This window comes from Sinorhizobium chiapasense, assembly GCF_045277575.1.
Classification (GTDB): domain Bacteria; phylum Pseudomonadota; class Alphaproteobacteria; order Rhizobiales; family Rhizobiaceae; genus Ensifer; species Ensifer chiapasense_A.
On sequence record NZ_CP144205.1, the window covers coordinates 1275769 to 1301965 of the forward strand.

The window sequence follows — 26197 nt, forward strand, 5'->3', positions numbered from 1 at the left end:
GCTACCATCGATTATCGAAGGCTGAGCGCCGCAGGGGCGCGCGTCTTGTCGGACGCGCGGAGGCGCCTGTTTTCGCCCTCGAATCGCGGCCGATTTAAAAGATATGCGGTGCGTCGGAATTAGGGCCGCTGGGCGCCGTAGCCGTAGAGCCAGTCGAGGTCGGCGGCGAGCGCGTCCGGTCCCTTGAGTTTCAGGACGATGTCGCGGCCGAGGCGGAAAGGCCCCCGGGCATGGTAGGCGAAGTGATTGAATGCCGCACGCCGGCGAACCCGGGCGATGCGTGGTCGGCGCCTCGCTTCGAATGTCGCCAGTGCCAGCGGGACATCGGTGCCGGCGGCCAGGCAGTCGGAAAGCTCGAAGGCGTCCTCGATTGCCATGGCTGCGCCCTGTGCCGCAAAAGGCGTCATCGCATGAGCCGCATCCCCGATCAGCACGGTCTTTCGCCCGTCTTGCCAGGCGCCGTCGTCCACAGTGCACAATGGCCAATAGGTGGGAGCCGCAGCCTTTTCGAGCAGCGAGCGGATGCCTGCATTCCAGCGCGAGAAAGCATTCAGACAATCCTGGCGCCGCTCGTCCGAATCCTTGCCGACCCAGACGGCGTCGGTCTCCTTGCCCTCGATGATCGCGACGAGATTGAAGCCGTCAACTTCCCGCAACGGGTAGGCGACGAGATGGGCGCGAGGACCGAGGAACGCCGTCACCTGGTTCGGTTTGAGGAGGCCCGCGGCCGTGTCACGCGCGAGCGTCATGCGCCAGGCGACGTTGCCCGAGAAGCTTACGCGGCCGGCACCGGGTACGCTGTTGCGCAATCGCGACCAGATCCCGTCGGCGCCGATAATGATGTCCGGGCGGCGCCCCGTCAGTCTTTCAATCGTCTGCTCGTCGGGAGTATCGATCTGATGCCCAAGCTGCAGGCGGCAGTGAGGCTCGGCCTCGACGGCGGAAAGCAAGACCTTCTGCAGGCTCGCGCGATGCATGACGGCATAGGGGGCATGCCAGCGGCGGCGGGCGAAAGCGCCAGCCGCTACGCTGGCCAGAGGGCTCAGGGTTACGCCGTCGACCAGGCCGATGTACTCCGGCTCGCTCCAGTAGCCTTCGAGCTTTGCGAGGAGACCGAGCCCGATGAGGATGCGCGAGGCGTTCGGTGACAGTTGCAGGCCGGCGCCAACCTCGGTCAGTGCCTCGGCCCGCTCGATGATGTCAACCGCGAAGCCTCGGCGGGCGAGGCACAAGGCGGCCGTAAGCCCGCCGATACCGGCGCCGATGATCGCGACAGCGCGCGACATCGTGGCTTGTCAGGCGGCTTTGTGGGCGAAGAGGCAGCCGGGCGGATTGGTTTCCGTCGCCTTCAGCTTCGGATTGTAGCGATAGAGCGTGGAGCAGTAGGAGCAGACCTTTTCGTTGTCGTCGCCCATATCGATGAAGATGTGCGGGTGATCGTAAGGAATGGACGCGCCGGTGCACATGAATTCCTTGACGCCGATTTCGATTGCCTGATGTCCGCCGTCGTTCTGGAAGTGCGGGATGCTGTGGCCGGCCATGTCATGCTCCGATGAATGCAAGTCTGAAAGTTGCCGGCACCATAGTGAGCTTTGCTGCAAAAGTGTAGCGGCAAACACGCCGCAGCTGTGGTTTTTGCCGGGGCGGGGTTTCACTCGCCAGGGCGACGAACTAGGTTGCACCGGATCGATACCCTAGGATGATAAAGATGGATCTCAATCCGCCGCCGTTTTCCCGCTTTACCCACGAGGGCCTGGAGATCGCCTTCTTCGACGAAGGTGATCCAGCCGGCGCACCCATTCTGCTCATTCACGGGTTTGCCTCGAGCGCCAACGTCAACTGGGTGTTTCCGGGCTGGCTGAAGACGCTGGGCGATGCCGGTTACCGGGTGATCGCGCTCGACAATCGCGGACATGGCATCAGCAGCAAACCCTATGATCCGGCACTTTATCATCCGCAGCAGATGGCGGGCGATGCCGTAGCGCTTCTGGGCCATCTCGGAATCGCCGAGGCGCATGTGATGGGCTACTCCATGGGCGCGCGCATCTCCGCATTTCTGGCGCTCGCACATCCCCACCGGGTGCGCTCGCTGGTCTTCGGCGGCCTCGGTATCGGCATGGTGACAGGCGTAGGGGATTGGGACCCGATTGCCGACGCCTTGGTGGCGCCCTCTCTGGAAGTCGTGACCCATGCGCGCGGCCGCATGTTCCGCGCCTTTGCCGACCAGACCAAGAGCGACAGGCAGGCGCTTGCGGCCTGTATCTCGACATCCCGTGATCTGCTGACCGCCGAGGACATGGGGCGGATCGACGTGCCGGCTCTGATCGGCGTCGGGACGAAGGACGACATTGCCGGCTCGCCGCAGGAACTGGCGGCACTGATGCCCAATGCGCGTGCGCTTGATATTCCGGGCCGGGACCATATGCTCGCGGTTGGTGATCGGGTTTTCAAGAAGGCCGTACTCGAGTTCCTCGAGGAAGTGGGCGGAGAGCACCGTACGCTTGCCCGCTCCTGAGTTGCTCGACCGAGAGTGGAACTGAGGCCGGGCCATTTAAGTCATGTCGGATTTCCCCTATATTGACTGCAGGACGGACAGGAAGGAGAGCGACGATGGTCGCCAAGACCGAACTTCGCCAGACGGAAGCATTGAAGGTGATGGACCCGATCTGGAACAGCCTGCGTGAGGAAGCCCGTGTGGCAGCCGAGCAGGACCCGATGCTTGCCGCCTTCCTCTATTCCACGGTGGTCAATCAGCACTCGCTCGAAGAAAGCGTGATCTATCGCATCTGCGAGAGGTTGGATCATCCCGATCTCCAGGCGAACCTGTTGCGGCAGACGTTCTCGGAGATGCTCGAGGATTGGCCGGAATGGGGCGCCATTCTGCGCGTCGATATCCAGGCGGTCTATGACCGCGATCCCGCCTGCACCCGCTTCATCGAGCCGGTGCTCTATTTCAAGGGGTTCCACGCCATCCAGACGCACCGGCTGGCCCATTGGCTCTTGAAGCGTGGCCGCAAGGATTTCGCGTTCTATCTGCAGAGCCGTTCGTCGAGCGTCTTCCAGACGGACATCAACCCGGCCGCCCGCATCGGCCGCGGCATCTTCCTTGACCACGCCACCGGTCTTGTCGTCGGCGAGACGGCCGTGATCGGCGACAATGTCTCTATCCTGCACGGCGTGACGCTCGGTGGTACGGGCAAGGAAGGCAGCGATCGCCATCCGAAGATCGCCGATGGAGTCCTGATCGGCGCCGGCGCCAAGATCCTCGGCAATATCCATATCGGCCATTGCTCGCGTGTCGCCGCTGGGTCGGTTGTGTTGAAACCGGTACCGCCGAAGTCGACCGTCGCAGGCGTGCCGGCGAAGGTGGTGGGCGAGGCCGGTTGCTCCGAGCCGTCGCGTCAGATGGACCAGATCCTGAGCAGCTTCGATATCTGAACATGCGGGAACCGGTGCGTAAGCCTCTTTCGAGGGGTTTACACCCGGCGATGCAGCGTGCGAGAAGCGCCGCACAGATAAACGGCTACGGAGACGTGTTTTGAAGCCCGAAGAAATCCGCAAGCTTGAAGCCTATTTCAAGCGCACCTTCAACCAGCAGATGGTCGTCAAGGCTCGCCCGAAGAAGGACGAGTCCGCTGAGGTCTATCTCGGTGACGAGTTCCTCGGTGTCGTTTTCCGCGATGAGGAAGATGGCGAGCTTTCCTACAACTTCTCCATGGCGATCCTCGACATCGACCTCTAAGTCCTGACGACGGACAACAAAGTAGCGAGCCCCGAAAATCCCCGTGATTTTTGGGGCTTATTGTTTCTGGTGAAGCCTTGATGTCGCTTTGGGCAATTGCTCGCGGCATTCATCTTTCGTCTTCCGGCAAAGATCGAAGGAAATTTTACGCTCGACGGCATTTTTTCATCAAGTTGTTGCATCCGTTGTATTTTATTGCGTTGCACACTCGTCTTGACTTTTTGTGCAGTGCACATAAACTGAAGCCTCCAGATCAGGCCGTCACTAAGGAGACACCGGATGTTCAACTTCGATGATGCAAACAAGAAGAGCAAAGAAGCCATTGACGTGGCTGTAAAGAGCTATTCCGCTTGGACCAAGGGCCTCCAGGCTATCGCGACCGAAGCTGCCGACTATTCCAAGAAGTCCTTCGAAGAAGGTGTTGCGCACGTCGAGAAGCTGTCGGCCACCAAGAGTGTCGAAGCTGCTTTCGAACTGCAGACCAACTACATCAAGTCGAGCTACGAAGGCTTCGTCGCCGAGGCTACGAAGATCGGCGAAATGTACGCCGATCTCGCCAAGGATGCTTACAAGCCCTACGAAGCGCCGGTTGCCAAGGCAACGGCAGCAGTCAAGGCCGCCGCTGCCGCCGCCTGATCGCCGAACACGGAACAAGTTTCTCGAGGGCCGGTCGCAGCAATTGCGACCGGCCCTTTTGTTTTCTCGCTTTTGCTGTGAGCGGCTCGAAGAAAGTTGATCAATCTTGCGCGTGGTCGTGCGATTATGATTGCAGTGCGTTGGTTCGGTCTTAAAATCTGAAAACGAACCATTAGATAAAGGGCAAGCACGCTGCGGCCGTGTTCAATGGGGTCGCTGCTGTACAAGGAACTGACAAGAATGATCGCCATGCCGGTCCGGATGCAGCAAGGTAGCGATGACGAGGGAAACGGCAACAACCGCAGCACGTCCGTCATCACGCGTACCAAGCCGAAGACCAAAAAGCCAAGTTTGTATCGTGTTCTGCTTTTGAATGACGATTACACGCCGATGGAGTTTGTCATCCACATTCTGGAGCGCTTCTTTCAGAAGGACCCGGAAGAGGCGACCCGTATCATGCTCCACGTCCACAATCATGGCGTCGGAGAATGCGGCGTCTTCACCTATGAGGTCGCCGAAACCAAGGTGACGCAGGTGATGGATTTTGCCCGGCAGCATCAGCATCCGTTGCAATGCGTCATGGAAAAGAAATGAGGAACTAACGTGCCAACATTTTCGCCCAGCCTCGAAAAGGCGCTGCACCAGGCACTGACTTTTGCCAACGAGCGCCATCATGAATACGCCACGCTCGAGCATCTGCTTTTGGCATTGATCGACGATGCCGACGCGGCAGCCGTGATGGGCGCCTGCAACGTCAATCTCGAGACGCTGCGCAAGACCGTGACGGATTATGTCGACAACGAGCTCTCCAATCTCGTGACCGGCTACGATGAGGACTCCAAGCCGACGGCGGGCTTCCAGCGTGTCATCCAGCGCGCGGTGATCCACGTCCAGTCGTCCGGCCGCGAGGAAGTGACCGGCGCCAACGTGCTGGTTGCCATCTTCGCCGAGCGCGAGAGCCATGCTGCCTATTTCCTGCAGGAGCAGGAGATGACGCGTTACGATGCCGTCAACTTCATTTCGCACGGTATCGGCAAGCGCCCCGGCAGTTCCGAGTCTCGGCCGGTGCGCGGCGCCGACGATCACGAATCCGAGCAGAAGCCTTCGCGCGACACCGAGGAAAACGGCCCCAAGAAGCAGCAGGATGCTCTGACTGCTTATTGCGTCAACCTCAATGAAAAGGCGAAGTCCGGCAAGATCGACCCGTTGATCGGGCGTCACGCCGAGGTGAACCGTACCATCCAGGTGCTGTGCCGCCGTTCCAAGAACAATCCGCTCTATGTGGGTGACCCCGGCGTCGGCAAGACGGCAATCGCCGAGGGCCTTGCCAAGCGGATCGTCGAAAAGAAGGTACCGGAGGCGCTGCAGGATGCGACCATCTTCTCGCTGGACATGGGCACCTTGCTCGCCGGCACGCGCTACCGCGGCGATTTCGAGGAGCGCCTGAAGCAAGTCGTCAAGGAACTGGAGGACTATCCGGGCGCCGTGCTCTTCATCGACGAGATCCACACCGTCATCGGTGCCGGCGCCACGTCGGGTGGCGCGATGGATGCCTCCAACCTGCTGAAGCCGGCGCTGTCTTCCGGCGCCATCCGCTGCATCGGTTCGACGACCTACAAGGAATACCGTCAGTTCTTCGAGAAGGACCGGGCGCTCGTCCGCCGCTTCCAGAAGATCGACGTGAACGAGCCGACAATTGCCGATGCGATCGAGATCATGAAGGGGCTGAAGCCCTACTTCGAGGAATATCACCACCTGAAATATTCGAACGAGGCGATCAAGGCGGCTGTCGAGCTCTCGGCCCGCTACATCAACGACCGCAAGCTGCCCGACAAGGCGATCGACGTGATCGACGAGTCCGGCGCGGCGCAGATGCTGCTGCCGGCCGGAAAGCGCCGTAAGCTGATCACCGAGAAGGAGATCGAGGCGACGGTCGCGACGATGGCACGCATCCCGCCGAAGTCCGTCTCCAAGGACGACGAGGCCGTGCTCGCCAACCTCGAAAAAGAGCTGCGCTCGGTCGTCTATGGCCAGGACCTGGCGATCGAAGCACTCGCTTCGTCGATCAAGCTGGCGCGTGCCGGCCTGCGGGAACCGAACAAGCCGATCGGCTGCTACGTCTTCTCCGGCCCCACTGGCGTCGGCAAGACGGAAGTCGCCAAGCAGCTTTCGACGTCGCTCGGCGTCGAGCTTCTGCGCTTCGACATGTCGGAATACATGGAGCGGCACACGGTTTCGCGCCTGCTCGGTGCACCTCCCGGCTATGTCGGCTTCGACCAGGGCGGCCTGTTGACCGATGGCGTCGACCAGCATCCGCATTGCGTGCTGCTGCTCGACGAGATCGAGAAGGCGCATCCGGACCTGTTCAACATCCTGTTGCAGGTCATGGATCACGGCTCGCTGACCGACCATAACGGCAAGAAGATCGATTTCCGCAACGTCATCCTGATCATGACGACCAATGCCGGCGCATCGGAAATGGCCCGCGCCGCCATCGGCTTCGGTTCTTCCAAGCGCACGGGTGAGGACGAAGAGGCGCTGAACCGCCTGTTCACGCCGGAATTCCGCAACCGTCTGGACGCGGTGATCCCGTTCGCTTCGCTGCCGACCCCGGTCATCCACCAGGTGGTACAGAAGTTCGTCATGCAGCTGGAGACCCAGCTTGCCGAGCGCAACGTCACCTTCGACCTCGCGCCCGAGGCGATCGCCTGGCTTGCCGAGAAGGGCTACGACGAGAAGATGGGTGCCCGGCCTCTGGCGCGTGTCATCCAGGAAAACGTCAAGAAGCCGCTCGCCGATGAAATCCTCTTCGGCAAGCTGAAGAAGGGCGGCGTCGTCAAGGTGACGATCGGCACCAAGGCCGATGGCACCAAGGGCTTGCTGTTGGATGCCGTTCCCGAAACCACGCCGATCAAGCCGAAGGCGGAGGTTTCCCGCCCGGCGATGAAGACAAAGCCGAAGAAGGCCGAGGACAAGGAAGAAGTGGGCGCCGAGCCTGCGTCGAAGTCCAAGCCGAAGAAGGCTGCCGCCAAGGCGTCGTCGGGTGGCGACGCTGGCGCCAGCGACGCGGCTCCGAGAAAGGGCCGCACGGTGCCGAAGGTGCCGCGCAAGAAATAGGCGCGTGCAGGAAATGTTCGACGGTGCCGGATGCGAACCATCCGGCACCGTTTTTCTGAGTCAAAGACAGTCCGGAAGTGCCGATGAATAAGGAAGAAGACGAGCAATCTTCGCTCGCCTGGTTCGGAAGGGGTATGCGCGGCATCTTCAGCCTGCCGGCCTTCATCCTGATGCTGTCCTTCGTCGGCTTCTGCTCGCTGACGGCGCAGGCTGGAATTCCGGTGCAGCAGGTCGTCTTCATGACCGGCATCGTCTGGGCGCTTCCGGCCAAGGTTATCCTTGTCGGTTCGATGATGAGCGGCGCAAACCTTGCGGCCGCGTTCCTGGCGGTTTCGCTGTCGTCCGTTCGTCTGATGCCGATGGTTGCGGCGCTCGTTCCGGAATTGCGCACGTCGCGAACGCCGACATGGCTGCTCCTCTTGCTGTCGCACTTCATCGCGATCACCGCCTGGGTGTTCGCAATGGAGAAGGTGCCGAAGGTGCCGCGCGGGCGGCGTGCCGCCTTCTTTGCCGGCTTCGGCATCACGCTCGTCGCGACAAACATGTTGCTGGTCGCCGTCGTCTACCACTTCGTCGCGGACTTCCCGCCGATCGTCGCCGGCTGCCTCTTCTTCCTGACACCCGTCTATTTCCTCGCATCGATATGGCATTCCGCGCGGCACCCTGTCGTTTACGTCGCGCTCCTGTTCGGCCTCGCCGGCGGGCCGCTGTTCTACTGGCTGTTTCCGGAATTCGATATCCTGATTGCCGGCCTTGTTGGCGGCACGCTCGCCTGGCTGGTCGAGCGCCTTTGGCGCCAACGCAAGGAGGTGGGCGCATGACGTGGCAGGACGGTTGGTGGCCCTATGCCTTCATCGCGATCGCCGGCTGGCTGGCAACCGACATCTGGCGCTGGCTGGGCGTCGTTGCCGGCAACAAGCTGCGCGATGATTCCGAGGCGCTGAACTGGGTGAGGGCGGTCGCGACCGCTCTTGTCGCTGCGGTCATCGCCAAGCTCGTCCTCTATCCGACGGGTGTGCTCGAGCAATCGCCACTCTGGCTGCGCACGGGATCCGTTGCGCTTGGGACCGTGGCTTTCTTTCTCTTCGGCCGAAAGCCGGCGATCGGGATAGCGACCGCCATCGCAGGGCTTGCGTCGGGGCTCTGGTTGCTTGGTTTCTGAGCGCTCATCTTCGCCGAAGACAGGCGGATTGAAAAAGCCATCCGCCGAGCAAGGGAACCGTCTCGCCGGAATTACAACTCAGGAAGAGATTGAAGGCGCGATCAGAGCGCCTGCCGAACCTTTTCGGCATTGGCAGCCAGCACGGCGCCGTCTTCCATCGTACCGGAATGCGGCTTCAGCGGCACGCCCGCGCGCCGCGGAATGACATGGAAGTGCAGGTGGAAGACTGACTGACCGGCCGGTGCCTCGTTGAACTGCATGACCGTGACGCCATCCGCCTCGAAGGCCTCTTTCGCCGCGACCGCCAGTTTCTGCACGGTGGCAATCAGCGTTGGCAGCGTCGCCGGATCGGCATCGAGCAGGTTGCGCGAGGGCGCTTTCGGAACGACGAGCAAATGGCCTTCGGCCTGCGGCATGACATCCATGAACGCGATCGTTGCATCGTCCTCGTAGACGCGATGCGAAGGAATTTCGCCGCGCAGGATCTTGGCGAAGATGTTGTTGTCGTCGTAGCTCATTGTCATTCCTCGTGAATTGGCGCAGGCCGACCCTCGCCGAAGCGGTCTAGTCGTCTTGCCGCTCACCTTTGCGGAAAGGACCGTGTTCTGCAAGAATCTCGCCCGTTTCCTCCACATCCCTGCGCTCGCGGTCAAGATAGTCGGCGACCGCGCGGGCGAGCCCCGGATGGGTGATGAAATGCGCCGAATGGGTGGTGACGGGCATGTAGCCTCGCGCGAGCTTGTGTTCGCCCTGGGCACCGGCCTCGACCCGCTTCAAGCCCTTGGCGATCGCGAAGTCGATCGCTTGGTGGTAGCAGACTTCGAAATGCAGGAACGGATGGTCCTCGATGCAGCCCCAGTGACGGCCGTAGAGTGCGTCGCCGCCGATGAAGTTGATCGCGCCGGCAATGTAGCGCCCATTGCGGCGCGCCATCACCAGCAGGATATCGTCGGCCATGCGCTCGCCGATCAGCGAATAGAAGGCGCGTGTCAGATAGGGACGACCCCATTTGCGGCCGCCGGTGTCCATGTAGAAGGCGAAGAACTGGTCCCAGATCGCTTCCGTCAGGTCGCGACCGGTCAGCCAGTCGATCGAGATGCCGTTTTCGAGCGCAGCCCTGCGTTCCTTCTTGAGTGCCTTGCGCTTGCGCGAGGCAAGGGTCTCCAGGAAATCGGCGTGCGATCCGTAACCCTCGTTGGAGAAATGGAACTGCTGGTCGGTGCGGTGCAGGAAGCCGGCACGCTCGAGGGCAGGCATCTCGGCTTCCGGCACGAAGGTGACATGCGCCGACGAGACATCGTGCCTGCGCGCAAGCTCCTTCAAGCCCGCGGCAAGCGCATCCTGCGCCGACCGCTCGTTCTCTCCCGGCGCCGTAAGCAGTCTCGGTCCGGTGGCCGGCGTGAAGGGGATGGAGCTTTGCAGTTTCGGATAGTAGCGCCCGCCCGCCCGCTCAAAAGCATCAGCCCAGCCGTGGTCAAAGACATATTCGCCCTGGCTGTGGCTCTTCAGATAGCAGACAAGCCCGCCGCGCAGATGGCCGTCCGATCCTTCGAGAAGCAGGTGCTGGCCGAGCCAGCCGGTCTTGGCGGTAGCCGATCCGGATTCTTCGAGAGCGGAGAGATAGGCATGCGAGAGGAATGGATTGTAGACGCCGTCGGGATGCTCCTTCGACGCACCGGAAAGCACGTTCCAACGTGCTGCCGGCACATCGGCGAAGGATTGGGCTATACGGATGGTGACGGCGTCTGACATCAATTCAGGAAACCAGGGCCTCCCGCGGATCGAAACCCTCGAAGGTCATTTGATCCGCATGGGCGTAAGTGTAAGCCTCGGCCTGCCGGTCGCGCACGGTCCAGGTGATGATCGTCTTGCCGAGTGTCCGCTCCTTGGTGATGAACGAGTTCGGCAGGTGGCCGTAGTGGTAGGAGATGAAGTCGAGCCCCAACTGCATCGCTTCCTCATGCACGAAGAAGGTTTCGGGATTGGCGCCTTCCGCGGTCAGGCCGAGCGGGTAGGGTGCGTCGAGCGCCTTCAGATCCTTGAGCAGCCAGTGATCGAAGCTCATCAGGGCGACGTGCCCCTTGTATCCTTCGAGGGTCTCCAGAACGGCGGCGGCAAAGCCTTCGTCGTCGCCCTTGCGGCCCTTGAGTTCGATGATGAGTGGCACCTTGCCGTCGACCAGCCGCAGCATCTGGGTCAGCGTCGGCACCTTGTCTTTGGTCCCGCCAATCGCCATCAGGCCGAGCTCGCCGGCGGTGCGTGAGCGAACGTCGCCCTTGATACCGCATAGCCGCTGGGTGTCGTCGTCATGGAAGACGACCGGGATGCTGTCGGCGGTGTATTGCAGGTCGCACTCGATCGCGAAACCTGCCTCGACGGCGCGCGAAAATGCCGAGAGCGTATTCTCCCACACTTGCCTGTTCATGTCGTGATAACCGCGATGGGCGATCGGTTGGGCCTTCAGCCAGGAAATATCAGCCATGCCGGGCACCTGATCAGGCGATCTCGATGACCGCGTCGATTTCGACGGCGGCATTGAAGGGAAGCGAAGCCATGCCGACGGCGGCGCGGGCGTGTTTACCGGCTTCGCCGAGCACGCCTGCCAGCAGGTTGGAGGCGCCGTTGATGACCAGATGCTGCTCGGTGAATTCCGGCGTCGAGGCGACGAAGCCGTTGATCTTTACGAGACGACGGATGCGTCCGAGGTCGCCGCCGAGTGCGGATTTTGCCTGTGCAAGAATATTGATCGAGCAGAGTTCGGCGGCGCGCTGTGCGCGGGCGACGTCAACATCCTTGCCGACAATGCCCGTCACGGCGACCTTGCCGTCCTCCATCGGAAGCTGCCCGGAGATGTACAGCATGGAGCCGCTGATCACGTACGGCACATAGTTCGCGACCGGGGTCGCAGCCTGGGGAAGGGTGACGCCGAGGTCCTTGAGGCGCGTTTCGATCTCTGCGGACATGGAAAGCTCCATTGTTGTCTTTTGTGTTAAAATCCTGCATTCAGGCCGGATCGCGGCGGGGGGCCGGCTTTTCCTGCAATCACCGCCTCGCTTCTGCCGAACGCTTGTTTATAGCATTGCCGGCGAGTCCAACAGGAGGAAACGGATGTTTCATAAAGGCTTCGGTCTCGTCACACTGGGCAGCGTTTGTCTCGCCGTCATGACGGCGTCAGGCGCGACGGCGGCGAGTGCGAATATCCTCGTGCCGCATCGCGCCGTCTATGATCTCGAACTCAAGGACGCGTCGGATCGTTCGGGCATTGCCGGAATGTATGGTCGTATGGTCTATGAATTCAATGGCTCCGCCTGCGAGGGCTATACGGTCAGCTTCCGCTTCGTGACCCAGGTCGACACCGGCGAGGAAGTGCGTCTCACCGACCAGCAGACGACCACCTATGAGGACCTGAAGAGCGGCAACTTCCGCTTCCTGACACGTTCCTTCACGGACGAGAAACTGGATAAGGAAGTGCGCGGCACGGCGCACGAGGAAAAGGCCGGCGTCAAGGTCGAGTTGACTGCGCCCGACAAACGTGAGGTGGAACTCGCGGCCAGCCGGTTCCCGACCGCCCACATGATGGAAGTGATTTCGCGGGCGAAAAAGGGAGAAAGCCTGTTCGAGGCGCGCATCTTCGACGGTTCCGACTCGGGCGACAAGACGCTGATCACCTCGACCTTCGTCGGCAAATCGCGCAAGCCCACCGCCGATGAGCCGGATGCGGGCAAGGCCGGCAAGTTCGGCAGCGAAAGCTATTGGCCGGTGACGATCTCCTATTTCAACGACGACAAGAGCGGCGATGCACTGCCGATCTACCGCATGTCGTTCAAGCTCTATGAAAACGGAATCACCCGCGACCTGACGATGGACTACGGTGATTTTGTCCTCAGCGGAAAGCTCGCTGACCTCGAAGTGTTCAATTCCGAGGACTGCAAATAGGCGATCCCGCCAAAAAGCGGCTTTCGCGTCTTGATTTCTCGGGCAGTTGAGGTTAAGGGGCTGCCCATTCCACACGTGAAGCATGGGATGTTCCGGGAGAAATCCGGATCGTTCCGCCGGTGGGCCGGTCGAAAGACCATGCTCGACGCTTCGCGGAGGTTCAACCGGAAAAGGAGAAAAAGGCATGGCATTGCCTGATTTTACCATGCGTCAGCTTCTGGAAGCTGGCGTTCACTTCGGCCACCAGACGCACCGCTGGAACCCGAAGATGAAGCCGTACATTTTCGGCGATCGTAACAACGTTCACATCATCGACCTCGCTCAGACCGTACCGATGCTGTCGCGCGCCCTGCAGGTCGTCAGCGACACCGTTGCCAACGGCGGCCGCGTTCTGTTCGTCGGCACCAAGCGCCAGGCTTCGGAAATCATCGCTGACGCTGCCAAGCGTTCGGCCCAGTACTACGTCAACGCTCGCTGGCTCGGCGGCATGATGACCAACTGGAAGACGATTTCGAACTCGATCCAGCGCCTGCGCAAGCTCGACGAAATCCTCGCTTCGGAAGCTTCGGGCTTCACCAAGAAGGAACGCCTGAACCTCGAGCGCGAGCGCGAAAAGCTGAACCGCGCACTCGGCGGTATCCGCGACATGGGCGGCACCCCGGACCTGATGTTCATCATCGACACCAACAAGGAATCGATCGCGATCGACGAAGCCAAGCGCCTCGGCATCCCGGTCGTCGCCGTCATCGACTCGAACTGCGATCCGGACCAGATCGACTATCCGATCCCGGGCAACGACGACGCTTCGCGCGCCATCGCTCTCTACTGCGACCTCATCGCTCGCGCTGCCATTGATGGCATCGCACGCCAGCAGGGCGCAGCAGGCCGTGACCTCGGCGCCTCTGCCGAAGTTCCGGTCGAGCCGGCACTCGACGAGGCCACCGACGCCTGATCGGGCCCTGGCGGCAGATAACCCCTGTCGCCCCCAATGAAATGTCGGGACGAGGCCGTTTGTGATGAAAGTCTGAACGGCCTTGTTCTTTTCAGCCGGGGATGGCGCCGATCCGTTCGGATCGTTGGATCCGAGCAACATCAGCGTGATGCATTCATCACGGTGTCACATTGAAAAGCCATTCCCTGCCAAACCTCCTGGCATCGCGCCATGCGCGGGTACACCCCGCCAAACAGACAAAGAGGCAAAAAAGATGACTGTGACTGCAGCAATGGTGAAGGAACTGCGCGAAAAGAGCGGCGCAGGCATGATGGATTGCAAGAAGGCACTTGCTGAAACCAACGGCGACATGGAAGCAGCGATCGACTGGCTGCGCGCCAAGGGTATCGCGAAGGCCGACAAGAAGTCGGGTCGTACGGCTGCCGAAGGCCTCGTCGGCATCGTCAGCGGCGGCGCCAAGGCCGTCGTCGTCGAAATCAACTCCGAAACCGACTTCGTTGCCCGTAACGAAGCCTTCCAGGAACTCGTTCGCGGCGTTGCCAACGTAGCGCTCGGCACCGACGGCACGGTTGAAGCCATTGCCGCCGCAAACTATCCGGCGACCGGCAAGTCGGTCGACGAATCGATCAAGGACGCGATTGCCACGATCGGCGAGAACATGACGCTGCGTCGCGCGGCTCTGCTCAAGGTCGAAGACGGCGTTGTCGCAACCTACATCCACAACGCTGCCGGCGACGGCATCGGCAAGCTCGGCGTTCTCGTCGCGCTGAAGTCGGTCGGCGACAAGGAAGTGCTGTACTCGGTCGGCCGTCAGGTCGCCATGCACATCGCTGCGACCAACCCGCTGGCGATCCGCGCTGAAGAAGTCGACGCAGCTGTCGCCGAGCGCGAGCGCAACGTCTTCATCGAACAGTCGCGCGCTTCGGGCAAGCCGGACAACATCATCGAAAAGATGGTCGAAGGCCGCATGCGCAAGTTCTTCGAAGAAGTCGCCCTGCTGTCGCAGGCCTTCGTCATGAACCCGGAAATCACTGTCGGTCAGGCCGTCAAGGACGCTGAAAAGCTTGCTGGCGCACCGATCGAAGTGACCGGCATGGCTCGGCTGCTGCTCGGCGAAGGCGTCGAGAAGGAAGAGTCCGACTTCGCCGCAGAAGTCGCGGCCGTCGCCAAGGGCTGATTTCTTCACCCATATTGGGAAAACCTCGGGGCATCGCGTGACAACGCGGTGCCCTTCGTGTATCGGGCTTCGTCAATGCGCCGGACCCGCCGGAAATGACTCCGCAGCGGTTGAAACCGGAGAGCGCAATATGTCCTTATGCGCTGTGCGCCGTTGTCGTGTGCACGCGCACCGATCTGATCAGGAGCGATGATGCCGGCCGAGCCAATCTACAAGCGTGTTCTCCTCAAAGCCTCCGGTGAAGCCCTGATGGGCAGCCAAGGCTTCGGTATCGACGTGGCGGTCGCCGACCGCATCGCCGCCGACATCGCCGAAGCGCGCGCCATGGGCGTCGAAGTCGGTGTCGTCGTCGGTGGCGGTAACATCTTCCGCGGCGTCGCCGTGGCCTCCAAAGGTGGAGACCGGGTCACCGGCGACCACATGGGCATGCTGGCAACGGTCATCAACGCGCTGGCGCTGGCAACGTCGCTGCGCAAGCTCGACATCGACACGGTTGTGCTTTCGGCGATCGCGATGCCGGAGATCTGCGAAAGCTTCTCGCAGCGCGCAACGCTTCATCATCTTTCGCTCGGCCGCGTCGTGATCTTCGCCGGCGGCACCGGCAATCCCTTCTTTACAACGGACTCGGCTGCGGCGCTGCGCGCGGCGGAAATGGGGGCTCAGGCCATTTTCAAGGGCACCCAGGTCGATGGTATCTATTCTGCCGATCCGAAGAAGGATCCGACAGCGACCCGCTTCGATCGCTTGACCCACAGCGAGGTCCTTGAAAAGGGCCTGGCCGTCATGGATGTTGCCGCCGTCGCGCTGGCACGCGAAAATACCATTCCGATCGTCGTCTTCTCGATCCACGAAAAGGGTGGTTTCGCGGAAATCTTGACCGGCGGCGGTCGCGCGACCATCGTCACAGACAACTAAGTACGCCGCAGAACGGCCCTCGGGCCGGCGAATGATAGAACGGGAGTTTCGACCATGAGTGAAGGTGTTGAACTGAAGGAACTGAAGCGTCGCATGGATGGCGCCATTTCCGCATTCAAGAGCGATATTGCATCGCTTCGTACCGGCCGGGCGTCGGCGAACGTTCTCGATCCGGTGACCGTTGAAGCCTACGGCTCGCGCGTACCGCTCAACCAGGTTGCCAACATCACCGTTCCCGAGCCGCGCATGCTGTCCGTTTCGGTCTGGGACAAGCAGATGGTTGGCGCCGTCGATCGCGGCATTCGCGAATCAAACCTCGGCCTCAATCCGATCATCGACGGCCAGAACCTGCGCATTCCGTTGCCGGAGCTCAACGAAGAGCGCCGCAAGTCGCTGGTCAAGGTGGCCCACGACTATGCTGAAAAAGCCAAGGTAGCCGTACGCCACGTGCGCCGCGACGGTATGGATGACCTGAAAAAAGCCGAAAAGGATGGCGAAATCGGTCAGGATATCAGCCGTTCTCAGTCCGAGCGCGTGCAAAAGATGACCGACGAAACGATTTCCGAGATCGACCGCTTGCTCGCCGAGAAGGAAAAGGAAATCATGCAGGTCTGATCTGCTCGTGATCTGAGTCTCCTTTCGCGGACGCCTTATGCAAAACCTCATCTCCACGACCGTTCCTGAACATGTTGCCATCATCATGGATGGCAACGGGCGTTGGGCGAACGCGCGTGGGTTACCGCGCACCATGGGGCATCGCAAAGGCGTCGAGACCGTTCGCGATGCCGTCAAGACGGCGGCCCAACTGGGTATTCGCTATCTGACGCTTTTTGCGTTCTCCTCGGAAAACTGGAGCCGACCGGAACCGGAGGTGAGCGACCTCATGGGGCTGCTCAAGACCTTCATCCGCCGGGATCTCGCCGACCTGCACCGCGAGAACGTCCGCATCCGTGTCATCGGCGACCGCTCGAACCTGCGCGGCGACATCCTGCCCTTGTTGATCGAGGCCGAGGAAACGACGCGGGCGAACACCGGAATTACCCTGGTTATCGCCTTCAACTACGGCGCGCGGGACGAGTTGAGCCGAGCGATGCGTCGCCTCGCCGTCGATGTCGCCGAAGGACGCTTGCGTCCAGAGGACATCAACCAGGAACGCATTGCGGCCGCGCTCGACACCGCCGATATACCTGATCCGGACCTCATCATCCGTACGAGCGGCGAAGAACGTTTGTCGAATTTCCTGCTCTGGCAGGGCGCTTATTCCGAGCTGATCTTCGTTCCCGAACTTTGGCCCGATTTCACACGTGAGACCTTCCTGGCGGCTCTGGAGAAATATGCTTGCCGGGAGCGCCGTTTTGGCGGATTGGTCGAGCCGACGCGGGCGGTTGGTTCCTGATGCAAACTGAACTCAAGCTTCGCATCGCTTCGGGAGTGGTGCTCGCAGCGGTCGCTCTCGCTGCGACTTGGTTCGGCGGGCTCGCTTTCCAGTTCCTTTCCGTCCTGATCGCGCTTCTTGTCTACTACGAGTGGTCGACGATCACCGGCCTTGTTGAGCGCGACTTCCAGGGTAATGCCTTCGGTTGGCTCTCCATGGCGGTGATCGCAGGTCTGGTCGTCACCGGCTATATCGGCTACAGCCTTCCCTTCCTGGCGTTCGGCATCGGCGCCGCATTGCTTTGGGTCCTTGTTCAAAAGACGAGCTGGTGGCTGCCCGGGGGCATTGCCTATGCGGGCCTCACCGGCATCTCGCTGGCGGCGCTGCGTGGCGCCGACGATCTCGGTCTGATCGCAACCTTGTTCGTCTTTGCCGTGGTTTGGGCAACCGACATTTTGGCCTATTTCACCGGTCGCGCGATCGGTGGCCCGAAGCTCGCGCCGCGCATCTCGCCCGGCAAGACCTGGTCGGGTGCCGTCGGCGGCACGATTTGTGGCATCCTCGCCGGTATTGCCGTTTTTATGGCATACTTTTCGCTGCAAGATCTTCGGATCCCGATCATTGCCCTGGTGCTTTCGGTTGCCAGCCAGGTTGGGGATTTGTTCGAATCCTTCATCAAGCGGCGCTTTGGCGTGAAGGATTCGAGTCGTCTCATTCCGGGGCACGGCGGAGTCATGGATCGAGTCGACGGTTTGATATTCGCCTGCGTCGCGGCGTTGATTCTGGTCATGATTCAGTATTTCGTCAGCGACGGGCGCCAGATCGCCTTCGGTTCGGTCCTGCTCGGCCCTTGATGCCGATCGCAGGGACTTGAGGAACGTTCATGACCTATCTGCTTGATGCCTTTCAGCTTCTGACCGGCTATATCATCCCCTTCCTTCTCGTGCTGACCTTGCTGGTATTCGTACACGAGATGGGGCACTACCTCGTCGGCCGCTGGTCGGGAATACGTATCCTTGCCTTTTCGATCGGCTTTGGTCCCGAACTGTTCGGCTGGACCGATCGGCGCGGAACACGCTGGAAATTGTCGCTGATCCCGCTCGGCGGCTACGTCAAGTTCTTCGGCGACGAGGACGCTGCGAGCGTGCCGGACTACAAGCGCCTGGAAGCGATCGCGCCGGAAGAGCGCGGCAAGACCTTTGTTGGCGCCAGGCTCTGGAAGCGGGCCGCCACCGTTGCCGCAGGACCGATCGCCAACTTCATCCTTGCGATTGCGATCTTCGCCGTTCTGTTCTCCGTTTACGGCCGCCAGGTCGCCGATCCGGTGGTGGCGCGGGTGAACGAAAACAGCGCAGCCGCGCAGGCGGGCGTCATCCCGGGCGACCGGCTGATCTCGATTGACGGCACGCCGGTGACGACCTTCGACGACGTTCGCCGCTATGTCAGCGTGCGGCCCGAACTGAAGATCACGATTCGAATCGAGCGCAATGGTGCGATGCTCGATCTGCCGATGGTGCCTCAGCGGACAGAGCTCGCCGACCAGTTCGGCAACAAGATGGAAATCGGCATCATCGGCATCCTGACCGACCAGGAAGCCGGCAATTTCCGCACCGTCACCTATGGCCCGATCGAGGCCGTGGGACAGGGCGTCCTGCAAAGCTGGCACGTGATCACGGGCACCTTTGACTACCTTGGCAATGTGCTGACCGGACGGATGAAGGCGGACCAGATCGGTGGCCCGATCCGCGTCGCCAAGGTTTCCGGACAGATGGCGACGCTCGGTATTCCATTCCTGCTGAATATTGCTGCAATCCTGTCAGTTTCCATAGGATTGCTTAACCTCATGCCCGTGCCGGTGCTTGATGGCGGCCATTTGATGTTCTATGCGGTTGAGGCCTTGCGCGGGAAGCCTGTCGGTCCTGCCGCGCAGGATGTCGCCTATCGGATCGGCTTTGCCATGGTGCTGATGCTCATGGTCTTTGCCACCTGGAACGACATATCGATGTTCTTCGGCTAACGTTCGGTCGGGGAAACGGCGAGGGGAATTCGGCGGACACTGTGAACGATTGGTTTTCAACGGCTTGCGAAGAAAGGTTTTGTTTACGATAACTCGAGGCTGTAGTGGCCGTTAAGCCACGGTTCGAATTGAAGTAAACAGAAATTAACGAGCTGGCTTGCTTGTATGGGAAAAGCGGTTAAAACGGCAACCGTGACCGGAGTCGGCACGAAACTGCCGCGCGACGTTTGGAAAAGGTAAGATTTGAACATGAAAGCTGGTTCAAGGTTTTTGAACGCGGTGTCGGCGGCTGCGCTGTCAACAAGCATTGTTGTTTCCGGCGCTGGTGTTGGGTTGCTCGCAGGCACGTCTGTCGCAGAAGCTGCGGTCATCAATCGTGTCGAAGTGCGCGGGGCAACGCGCGTCAGCGCTGAGACGGTCCGTGCGAACATCACGATCGTTCCGGGCAAGGCCTTCAGCAACACTGACATCGACGCTTCCGTGAAGCGCCTCTATGCCACCGGCTACTTCTCCGACGTCAGCATCAACGTCGCCGGCGGTACGCTGGTCGTCAACGTGAGCGAGAACCAGCTGGTCAACCAGGTTGTCTTCAACGGTAACCGCAAGATCAAGGACGACAAGCTGCAGGGCGTCGTCCGCACGCAGCCGCTCGGCCCGTACAGCGAAGCGACGGTCGAAACGGACATTCAGGCCATCAAGGACGCATACGCTGCCATCGGCCGCAGCGATATCACTGTGACGACGCAGGTCGTTCCGGTTGCCGAAGGACGTGTCAACCTTGCCTTCGTGATCAACGAAGGCGAGCGCACCAAGATCTCCCAGATCAACTTCGTTGGCAACGAGGCCTATAGCGACGGCCGTCTTCAATCGGTCATCGCGACGAAGGAATCGGGCATCTTCTCGTTCATCACGCGCAAGGACGTCTACAACCCGGACAAGCTTCGCGCCGACGAGGAACTGCTGCGCCAGTTCTATTTCAACCGCGGTTATGCGGACTTCCAGGTCGTTTCCTCTGACGCGACGCTCAATGAAGCGACCAACGAGTACACGGTGACGATCACCGTCGAAGAAGGTCCGCGTTATGACTTCGGTGCCGTCAATGTCGAATCGACCGTCGAGGGCATCAATGCCGAAGAGCTGAAGGGTCTCGTCGTGAGCCGTGAAGGCTCGGTCTACAAGGCCAAGGACGTTCAGGCGACGATGAGCGAGATTTCGAAGCGTGTCGCTTCGGCTGGTTATCCTTTTGCGCGCGTCACGCCGCGCGGCAACCGCGACCTGGCCAATCACACGATCGCCGTCGACTATCTCGTCGACCAGGGCGAACGAGCTTACGTCGAGCGCATCGAGATCCGCGGCAACACCCGCACGCGTGATTACGTCATCCGTCGCGAATTCGACATGGGTGAAGGCGATGCCTTCAACCAGGAGATGGTTGCACGGGCCAAGCGTCGCCTGGAGGCTCTCGGCTACTTTTCGAGCGTCAATATCTCGACTGCGCCGGGCAGCGCTGCCGACCGCGTCGTCGTGATCGTCGATGTTCAGGATCAATCGACCGGTTCGTTCGGTATCGGTGCGGGTTACTCCGCCGGCAGCGGTGGCGGCTTCCTCGTCGAAGCGTCGATCGAGGAAAAGAACTTCCTTGGTCGCGGTCAGTATATCCGCGTCGCCGCCGGTCGCGGTGATGAGAGCCGGACCTACAACGTTTCGTTCACCGAGCCTTACTTCCTTGGCTATCGCCTGGCTGCTGGCTTTGACGTCTTCAAGAACGAGAACGACTTCGATGACGACAACTACAGCTACGAAGATCAGGGCTTCAGCCTGCGCGTAACGGCGCCGATCACCGAAAACCTGTCGACCACGCTGCGCTACAACTTCACGCAGTTCGACTATAGCGGCGACGTCGCGAAGCTGTCGTCGCCTTACGTTCGCGCGGTTGAGGGTGGAAACTGGGTCCGTTCGTCGGTCTCGCAGTCGATCACCTACAACACGCTCGACGATGCGCAGCTGCCGCATGACGGCATCCTGGCGACCTTCACGCACGAGTTTGCAGGTCTTGGTGGCGACTCCGATTTCTACAAGATGACCGGTAAGGCCAAATGGTACTACACAGTGAACGACGAGGCGGACATCATCGCGTCGCTCGGTGGTAGCGCCGGTCACATCTTCGAAACCGGCAGTGATCTGCAGGTCTTCGACCAGTTCCAGCTTGGCTCCAACGATATCCGCGGCTTCGAGCGCAACGGTATCGGCCCGCGCGACAAGGCTACGGGCGATTCACTCGGCGGCACGACCTACTTCACGGCTTCGGCCGAGGCGACGTTCCCGCTTCCGGGTATCCCGCGTGACAGCGGCTTCCGTGGTGCGGTCTTCGCCGATGCCGGCACGCTCTACAGCAATAAGGTTGCAATGCTGCCGTCGGAAACGGTTCAGGGCAACGACTCGTCGCTGCGCGCGTCGGTCGGTATCGGCCTGATCTGGGCTTCGCCGTTCGGTCCGCTGCGTGTCGACTACGCCTGGCCGGTTGCCAAGGAAGACTTCGACCGGGTACAGAACCTGAAGTTCGGTATTTCCTCGTCGTTCTGATAAAGAGCAGTCCAGAACTGCCAGAAAAGATCGTTCTGGAGTGTCCATGGAACAGAACTGGTTTTTTCCGCCCCATGAAGGGATTCGCCTGGGTGACCTGGCGGATCAAATTGGGGCGGAGTTGGTGGATGTCGCGGTTGCGGACCGCGCTGTCCGTTCGGTAGCACCGGTCTATCGGGCAAAGCCCGGTGACATCTGCTATATGTTGTCTCGCAAGAGCCGCGCCGAGCTTGATACGTGTCAGGCATCCGCGATCATCTGCGACAAGACGATCTCCAGCCTTGTGCCTGCCCATATCCCGGTCCTGCTGGCGGCGCGTCCGCATACGGCCTTTGCCCTTGCCGGTACCTTGCTGCACGAGGTCGCGATGCGCCCCGCGCGCAACACCAGCCTCAAGGGCGTGGCGCCGGGCGCCTTCGTGGATCCGACTGCGCGTCTCGAAGACGGTGTCGAAGTCGAGCCGATGGCGGTCGTCGGAGCCGGCGCCGAAATTGGTCGCGGCACCCGCATTGCTGCCGGCGCGGTCATCGGCTCGGGTGTGCGCATCGGCCGTGATTGTACGATTGCTTCGGGCGCAAGCGTGCTCTGTGCTCTCGTCGGCAACAGCGTGATCATCCATCCAGGCGCCCGTATCGGGCAGGATGGGTTTGGTTATGCCCCGGGTCCGAAGGGCGGAATGATCAAGATCATTCAGGTTGGGCGCGTGATCATCCAGGATCACGTGGAGATCGGCGCCAACACGACGATCGACCGTGGCACGATGGATGACACGGTGATCGGCGAGGGGACGAAGATCGACAATCTGGTCCAGATTGGCCACAACGTGCGCATTGGTCGCTATTGTGGCATCGTCAGCCAAGTGGGCATTGCAGGCAGCACGAAGATTGGCGACGGCGTGATGATCGGCGGCGGTAGCGGCGTCAATGGTCACATCACAGTCGGCGATGGTGTGCAGATCGCGGCGATGAGCGGCGTGGCAAGCGACGTTCCCGCCGGCGAACGTTATGGTGGTATTCCGGCGCGCCCGATGCGCGATTTCCTGCGCGATGTCGCGGAGATGGCGATGCGGGCAAGCGACAGACAGAAAAAGAAGAAGGGCGGCTCGGATGAGTGAGGCAGCAACGGTTCTCGGTACGGCGGACATTCAGGAAATTCTGAAGCTGCTCCCGCATCGTTATCCATTTCTGCTCGTCGATCGGATCATCGAGATCGACGGCGACAATTCGGCGATTGGCATCAAGAACGTCTCGGCGAACGAACCGCATTTCACCGGTCACTTTCCCGAACAGCCGATCATGCCCGGCGTTTTGCTTGTCGAGGGCATGGCTCAGACGGCCGGTGCGATCTGCGCCCGCAAGGTGGGGACCGGAACAAACCTCGTCTATTTCATGACCATCGACAATGCGCGTTTCCGCAAGCCGGTCGTACCGGGCGATCGCGTCGAATTCCATGTCGTGAAGCAGAAGCAGCGCGGCAATATCTGGAAATTTCACTGTGATGCAAAAGTTGACGGGCAACTGGTCGCAGAAGCTGATATCGGCGCGATGATCGTCAGCAAGGAAGACGCCTGAACATGATTGCAGCAACAGCGAAGATCCACCCGTCCTCGATCATCGAAGACGGCGCTGTGGTCGGCGAAAACGTCAAGATCGGCCCTTTTTGCCACGTGGGTCCGAAAGTCGTTCTCGGCGACGATATTGAGCTTCACAGTCATGTCGTGGTGACCGGCCGCACGATCATCGGCAAGGGGTCCAAGATCTTCCCGCAGGCCGTGATCGGCGCCGACTCGCAGAGCGTTCATCATAGCGCCGTCGATACGGAACTGCTGATCGGCACGAACTGTACGATCCGCGAAGGCGTGACGATGAACACGGGCACCGTCGAGCATGGCGGACAGACGGTCGTCGGTAACAACAATCTGTTCCTGGCCTATTCGCACGTGGCGCATGATTGCCGGCTTGGCAACAATATCATCCTGTCGAACAACGTGATGCTGGCGGGCCATGTCACGGTGGAAGACCGCGCCATTCTCGGCGGCGGCTGCGCCGTGCACCAGTTTACCCGTGTCGGCCGCCAGGCGTTCGTCGGGGGCCTCTCCGCCGTCAGCTATGACGTCATTCCCTACGGTATGCTCAACGGCAATCCGGGCGTGCTGAGCGGGCTGAATGTTGTCGGCATGACGAGAGCCGGGATCGACCGGGCGACGATCCACGTCGTTCGTCGTGCCTACAAGCAGATCTTTGAAGGGCCGGAGTCGATCCGCGCCAATGCGGCCGCCATTCGCGAAGAATACGCCGACTGCGCACCGGTCGTCGAAATCCTCGATTTCATCGCGGCCGAGAGCGACCGGGCACTATCGTCGCCGTCCCGCGGCAAGGCGTGAGCGCGATGTCGGCTGCTGCGAGCCACGCAGCGACCGGCGGTCGGCTCGCAATCATCGCCGGCGGGGGCGCGCTGCCGCATCACGTGGCCGAAGCCGTCCGGGCGCGCGGCGAAGATCCTTTCATCATCGCATTATCGCGAGAGGCGGAAGAGGCTGATTGGGTCGGATTCGATCATTCCGTCCTGGGGATCGGCGATTTTGCCAATATCAGCCGTACCTTCAGGGAAGAGGGGATCGATCGCGTCGTCCTGTCGGGTTGGGTTCGCCGCCGACCGGAATGGCGTGACATTCGCCCGACGCTGAGAACGCTCGCAAAGATCCCGGCCGTCTTGAAGACGCTGGTATCCGGTGGAGACGATGCCGTCCTGCGCATGGCCATGGCACTGATCGAAGCAAGCGGAGCCCATGTCATCGGCGTTCACGAAGTGGTGCCCAATCTCCTGGCGGAACCGGGGCCGATCGGTGCGGTCACGCCCGATGCCGACGACCGCCGCGACATTGAGGTCGGCATCGCCGCTGCCAATGCCCTCGGCGCTCTGGATGTGGGGCAGGGCGCTGTGGCCGTCGGTGGGCGCGTCGTGGCGCTGGAGGGCGCTGAAGGTACCGATGCGATGCTTGAACGTGTTGTCGCCTTGAAGGCCGAAGGCCGTGTCTCTTCTCGCCGGCGGGGAGTCCTCGTCAAACTTTGCAAGCCGGGGCAGGATCTTCGCGCCGACTTGCCGTCGATCGGCCCCTCTACCGTTGCGCTCGCAGAAAGGGCCGGTCTCGCAGGCATCGCCATCGAAGCTGGCAGGGCCCTGGTGCTGGAACGCGCCAACGTGATCGACGTCGCCGATCGCTCCGGTCTGTTTGTTGCCGGGGTCGAGCGATCGGCCAGGGGAGCCGAGCAATGAGTGCGTCCAGCTACAAACTCGCGGTGATTGCGGGTGAGGTTTCCGGAGACCTGCTGGGCGCCGATCTCGTCCGGGCGCTTCGGACGCAAAACACCAGCACGATCGAGCTCGTTGGTGTCGGCGGCGAGGCGCTGGAGGCGGAGGGCCTTCGCTCCCTCTTCGACTATTCCGAACTATCCATCATGGGCTTCACCCAGGTGTTGGCAAGATTGCCGAAGCTCATCATGCGCATTCGCCAGACGGCAAAGGCGATCATTGCCGCGCGTCCCGATGCGCTGCTGATCATCGACAGCCCGGACTTTACCCACCGCGTGGCGAGGAAGGTGCGTGCGGCACTGCCGGATGTGTCTGTCATCAACTATGTTTGCCCGAGCGTCTGGGCCTGGAAGCCGGAACGCGCGCCGCGCATGCGCGGCTATGTCGATCATGTTTTGGCGGTGTTGCCGTTCGAACCGGAGGCGATGCAGAAGCTGCACGGCCCTCCGACGACCTATGTCGGCCATCGCCTCGCAAGCGATGCGAATGTGCTCGCGGTTCGGGCGAGCCGCCAGCAGCGTCTTGCCGGCGCCATGGATGGGCGGGTGTCGACGTGCCTCCTTCTGCCGGGCTCCCGTTCGAGTGAGGTTGGCCGCCTGTTGCCGATCTTCGGCCGGGTGGTCGAGGAGCTTGCCAGCCGGCATCCTGGCATCCGCTTCCTGTTGCCGACTGTTTCGCGACAGGAGAAGCTGGTGCGCGAAATCACGGCATCCTGGCCCATCCAGCCGGAGATCACCGTGGGCGCGGCGGAAAAGTGGGCCGCCTTCGATCAGGCCGATGCGGCGATCGCTGCCTCGGGAACGGTTCTCCTGGAATTGGCGCTGGCCGGCGTTCCCGTCGTTTCGACCTACGATCCCGATTTCCTGGTGAAGCTTTTGCACAAGCGCATCCGCATCTGGAGCGGCGCCTTGCCGAATTTGATCGCGGACTTCCCGATCGTTCCGGAATACTTCAACCAGGCAATCCGCCCCGGTGCCTTGACGCGTTGGATGGAGCGGCTTTCCGGTGCAACGGCGCAGCGCGCCTCGATGCTGGATGGCTACGCGGAGGTACAGCGGCGCATGGCGACGAGCCGCCCGCCTGGAGAGATCGCGGCCGAGATTGTTCTCGGCTATCTCAAGAAGACCAATAGGTAAGTTTCATAGTGCCTTGAGCGCGCAGGATGCATCCATCGATGCGCCGATGACCCTGAAACTATGCGCTGGGATTCCGCTCGGCGGAGCCAGTTTGCGACCGGCGTTGCTTGCAGCCCGTCTTATGGAAACGCGTACGA

28 protein-coding genes are annotated in these 26197 nt (G+C 61.2%); 22 read left to right on the top strand and 6 right to left on the bottom strand.

Annotation, left to right across the window (positions count from 1 at the left end; all coding sequences use genetic code 11):
- Nucleotides 1-119: 119 nt before the first annotated feature.
- Both QM996_RS06230 and QM996_RS06235 read right to left on the bottom strand, forming a co-directional pair.
- Nucleotides 120-1286, bottom strand: a complete 1167-nt coding sequence (locus QM996_RS06230; protein WP_500269711.1) for a Rossmann-fold NAD(P)-binding domain-containing protein — start codon at nt 1284-1286, stop codon at nt 120-122.
- 9 nt (nt 1287-1295) lie between these two features.
- Complete coding sequence (locus QM996_RS06235) at nt 1296-1541, bottom strand: zinc-finger domain-containing protein (RefSeq protein WP_057255736.1); 246 nt, start codon at nt 1539-1541, stop codon at nt 1296-1298.
- 167 nt (nt 1542-1708) lie between these two features.
- Here QM996_RS06235 and QM996_RS06240 point away from each other — a divergent pair, with 167 nt between their 5' ends.
- The 8 genes from QM996_RS06240 (at nt 1709) to QM996_RS06275 (ending at nt 8657) form a co-directional block, all read left to right on the top strand.
- Nucleotides 1709-2515 (top strand): alpha/beta fold hydrolase, encoded by an 807-nt coding sequence (locus QM996_RS06240; RefSeq protein ID WP_500269712.1) that lies wholly within the window; start codon nt 1709-1711, stop codon nt 2513-2515.
- Nucleotides 2516-2610: 95 nt separating this feature from the next.
- On the top strand, nt 2611-3438 hold the full coding sequence (gene cysE / locus QM996_RS06245; protein WP_429816962.1) for a serine O-acetyltransferase: 828 nt from the start codon (nt 2611-2613) through the stop codon (nt 3436-3438).
- 100 nt (nt 3439-3538) lie between these two features.
- On the top strand, nt 3539-3742 hold the full coding sequence (locus QM996_RS06250) for a DUF3126 family protein (RefSeq protein ID WP_034796738.1): 204 nt from the start codon (nt 3539-3541) through the stop codon (nt 3740-3742).
- Between the two features lie 279 nt (nt 3743-4021).
- Nucleotides 4022-4378, top strand: a complete 357-nt coding sequence (locus QM996_RS06255; protein ID WP_173516376.1) for a phasin family protein — start codon at nt 4022-4024, stop codon at nt 4376-4378.
- Nucleotides 4379-4618: 240 nt separating this feature from the next.
- Nucleotides 4619-4972 carry an ATP-dependent Clp protease adapter ClpS gene (gene clpS, locus QM996_RS06260; protein ID WP_173516377.1) on the top strand — a complete coding sequence of 118 codons (354 nt, stop codon included), beginning with the start codon at nt 4619-4621 and terminating at the stop codon, nt 4970-4972.
- A gap of 9 nt (nt 4973-4981) precedes the next feature.
- Complete coding sequence (clpA, locus tag QM996_RS06265) at nt 4982-7495, top strand: ATP-dependent Clp protease ATP-binding subunit (RefSeq protein ID WP_500269713.1); 2514 nt, start codon at nt 4982-4984, stop codon at nt 7493-7495.
- Between the two features lie 83 nt (nt 7496-7578).
- Nucleotides 7579-8316 carry an AzlC family ABC transporter permease gene (locus tag QM996_RS06270; protein WP_500269714.1) on the top strand — a complete coding sequence of 246 codons (738 nt, stop codon included), beginning with the start codon at nt 7579-7581 and terminating at the stop codon, nt 8314-8316.
- The gene (locus QM996_RS06275; protein WP_500269715.1) at nt 8313-8657 is read left to right on the top strand and encodes an AzlD domain-containing protein; all 345 of its coding nucleotides are present in this window, start codon (nt 8313-8315) and stop codon (nt 8655-8657) included. The genes QM996_RS06270 and QM996_RS06275 overlap by 4 nt, the downstream gene beginning before the upstream one ends.
- Nucleotides 8658-8758: 101 nt before the next feature.
- On the opposite strand, the gene QM996_RS06280 is transcribed toward QM996_RS06275, so the two are convergent.
- The 4 genes from QM996_RS06280 to QM996_RS06295 are packed head-to-tail and all read right to left on the bottom strand — an operon-like array spanning nt 8759 to nt 11620.
- Entirely contained in the window at nt 8759-9181 is a 423-nt protein-coding gene (locus QM996_RS06280; RefSeq protein WP_500269716.1) for an HIT family protein, read from the bottom strand.
- 40 nt (nt 9182-9221) lie between these two features.
- On the bottom strand, nt 9222-10409 hold the full coding sequence (locus tag QM996_RS06285; protein ID WP_500269717.1) for a GNAT family N-acetyltransferase: 1188 nt from the start codon (nt 10407-10409) through the stop codon (nt 9222-9224).
- Nucleotides 10410-10413: 4 nt separating this feature from the next.
- Nucleotides 10414-11139, bottom strand: a complete 726-nt coding sequence (locus QM996_RS06290) for a glycerophosphodiester phosphodiesterase (RefSeq protein WP_429816980.1) — start codon at nt 11137-11139, stop codon at nt 10414-10416.
- Between the two features lie 13 nt (nt 11140-11152).
- Nucleotides 11153-11620, bottom strand: coding sequence for a RidA family protein (locus tag QM996_RS06295; RefSeq protein ID WP_173516384.1), 468 nt, complete (start codon nt 11618-11620; stop codon nt 11153-11155).
- A gap of 145 nt (nt 11621-11765) precedes the next feature.
- On the opposite strand from QM996_RS06295, the gene QM996_RS06300 reads away from it, so the two are divergent.
- From QM996_RS06300 to lpxB, 14 genes are all read left to right on the top strand, one after another.
- Nucleotides 11766-12593: a cell envelope integrity EipB family protein gene (locus QM996_RS06300; protein ID WP_500269718.1), complete on the top strand. Its 828-nt coding sequence runs from the start codon at nt 11766-11768 to the stop codon at nt 12591-12593.
- A 184-nt stretch (nt 12594-12777) separates the two neighbouring features.
- A complete protein-coding gene (rpsB, locus tag QM996_RS06305; RefSeq protein ID WP_173516386.1) occupies nt 12778-13545 on the top strand; it encodes a 30S ribosomal protein S2 in 768 nt (255 codons plus the stop codon).
- A 253-nt stretch (nt 13546-13798) separates the two neighbouring features.
- Nucleotides 13799-14722, top strand: a complete 924-nt coding sequence (gene tsf / locus QM996_RS06310) for a translation elongation factor Ts (protein WP_429816987.1) — start codon at nt 13799-13801, stop codon at nt 14720-14722.
- Between the two features lie 192 nt (nt 14723-14914).
- Entirely contained in the window at nt 14915-15637 is a 723-nt protein-coding gene (gene pyrH, locus QM996_RS06315; protein ID WP_247959054.1) for a UMP kinase, read from the top strand.
- A gap of 54 nt (nt 15638-15691) precedes the next feature.
- Complete coding sequence (gene frr / locus QM996_RS06320; protein ID WP_173516389.1) at nt 15692-16252, top strand: ribosome recycling factor; 561 nt, start codon at nt 15692-15694, stop codon at nt 16250-16252.
- Between the two features lie 37 nt (nt 16253-16289).
- A complete protein-coding gene (locus QM996_RS06325) occupies nt 16290-17033 on the top strand; it encodes an isoprenyl transferase (RefSeq protein WP_173516390.1) in 744 nt (247 codons plus the stop codon).
- On the top strand, nt 17033-17866 hold the full coding sequence (locus tag QM996_RS06330; protein ID WP_500269719.1) for a phosphatidate cytidylyltransferase: 834 nt from the start codon (nt 17033-17035) through the stop codon (nt 17864-17866). The genes QM996_RS06325 and QM996_RS06330 overlap by 1 nt, the downstream gene beginning before the upstream one ends.
- Nucleotides 17867-17895: 29 nt before the next feature.
- Nucleotides 17896-19029 carry a M50 family metallopeptidase gene (gene rseP / locus QM996_RS06335; protein ID WP_500269720.1) on the top strand — a complete coding sequence of 378 codons (1134 nt, stop codon included), beginning with the start codon at nt 17896-17898 and terminating at the stop codon, nt 19027-19029.
- A gap of 249 nt (nt 19030-19278) precedes the next feature.
- On the top strand, nt 19279-21612 hold the full coding sequence (gene bamA / locus QM996_RS06340) for an outer membrane protein assembly factor BamA (RefSeq protein ID WP_500269721.1): 2334 nt from the start codon (nt 19279-19281) through the stop codon (nt 21610-21612).
- Between the two features lie 46 nt (nt 21613-21658).
- Nucleotides 21659-22726, top strand: a complete 1068-nt coding sequence (lpxD, locus tag QM996_RS06345) for a UDP-3-O-(3-hydroxymyristoyl)glucosamine N-acyltransferase (RefSeq protein ID WP_500269722.1) — start codon at nt 21659-21661, stop codon at nt 22724-22726.
- A complete protein-coding gene (fabZ, locus tag QM996_RS06350; protein WP_034796695.1) occupies nt 22719-23183 on the top strand; it encodes a 3-hydroxyacyl-ACP dehydratase FabZ in 465 nt (154 codons plus the stop codon). The genes lpxD and fabZ overlap by 8 nt, the downstream gene beginning before the upstream one ends.
- A gap of 2 nt (nt 23184-23185) precedes the next feature.
- Entirely contained in the window at nt 23186-23995 is an 810-nt protein-coding gene (gene lpxA / locus QM996_RS06355; protein ID WP_500269723.1) for an acyl-ACP--UDP-N-acetylglucosamine O-acyltransferase, read from the top strand.
- 5 nt (nt 23996-24000) lie between these two features.
- Nucleotides 24001-24888, top strand: coding sequence for an LpxI family protein (locus QM996_RS06360; RefSeq protein ID WP_500269724.1), 888 nt, complete (start codon nt 24001-24003; stop codon nt 24886-24888).
- A complete protein-coding gene (gene lpxB, locus QM996_RS06365; RefSeq protein ID WP_500269725.1) occupies nt 24885-26060 on the top strand; it encodes a lipid-A-disaccharide synthase in 1176 nt (391 codons plus the stop codon). Before QM996_RS06360 ends, lpxB begins: the two co-directional genes overlap by 4 nt.
- Nucleotides 26061-26197 lie beyond the last annotated feature (137 nt).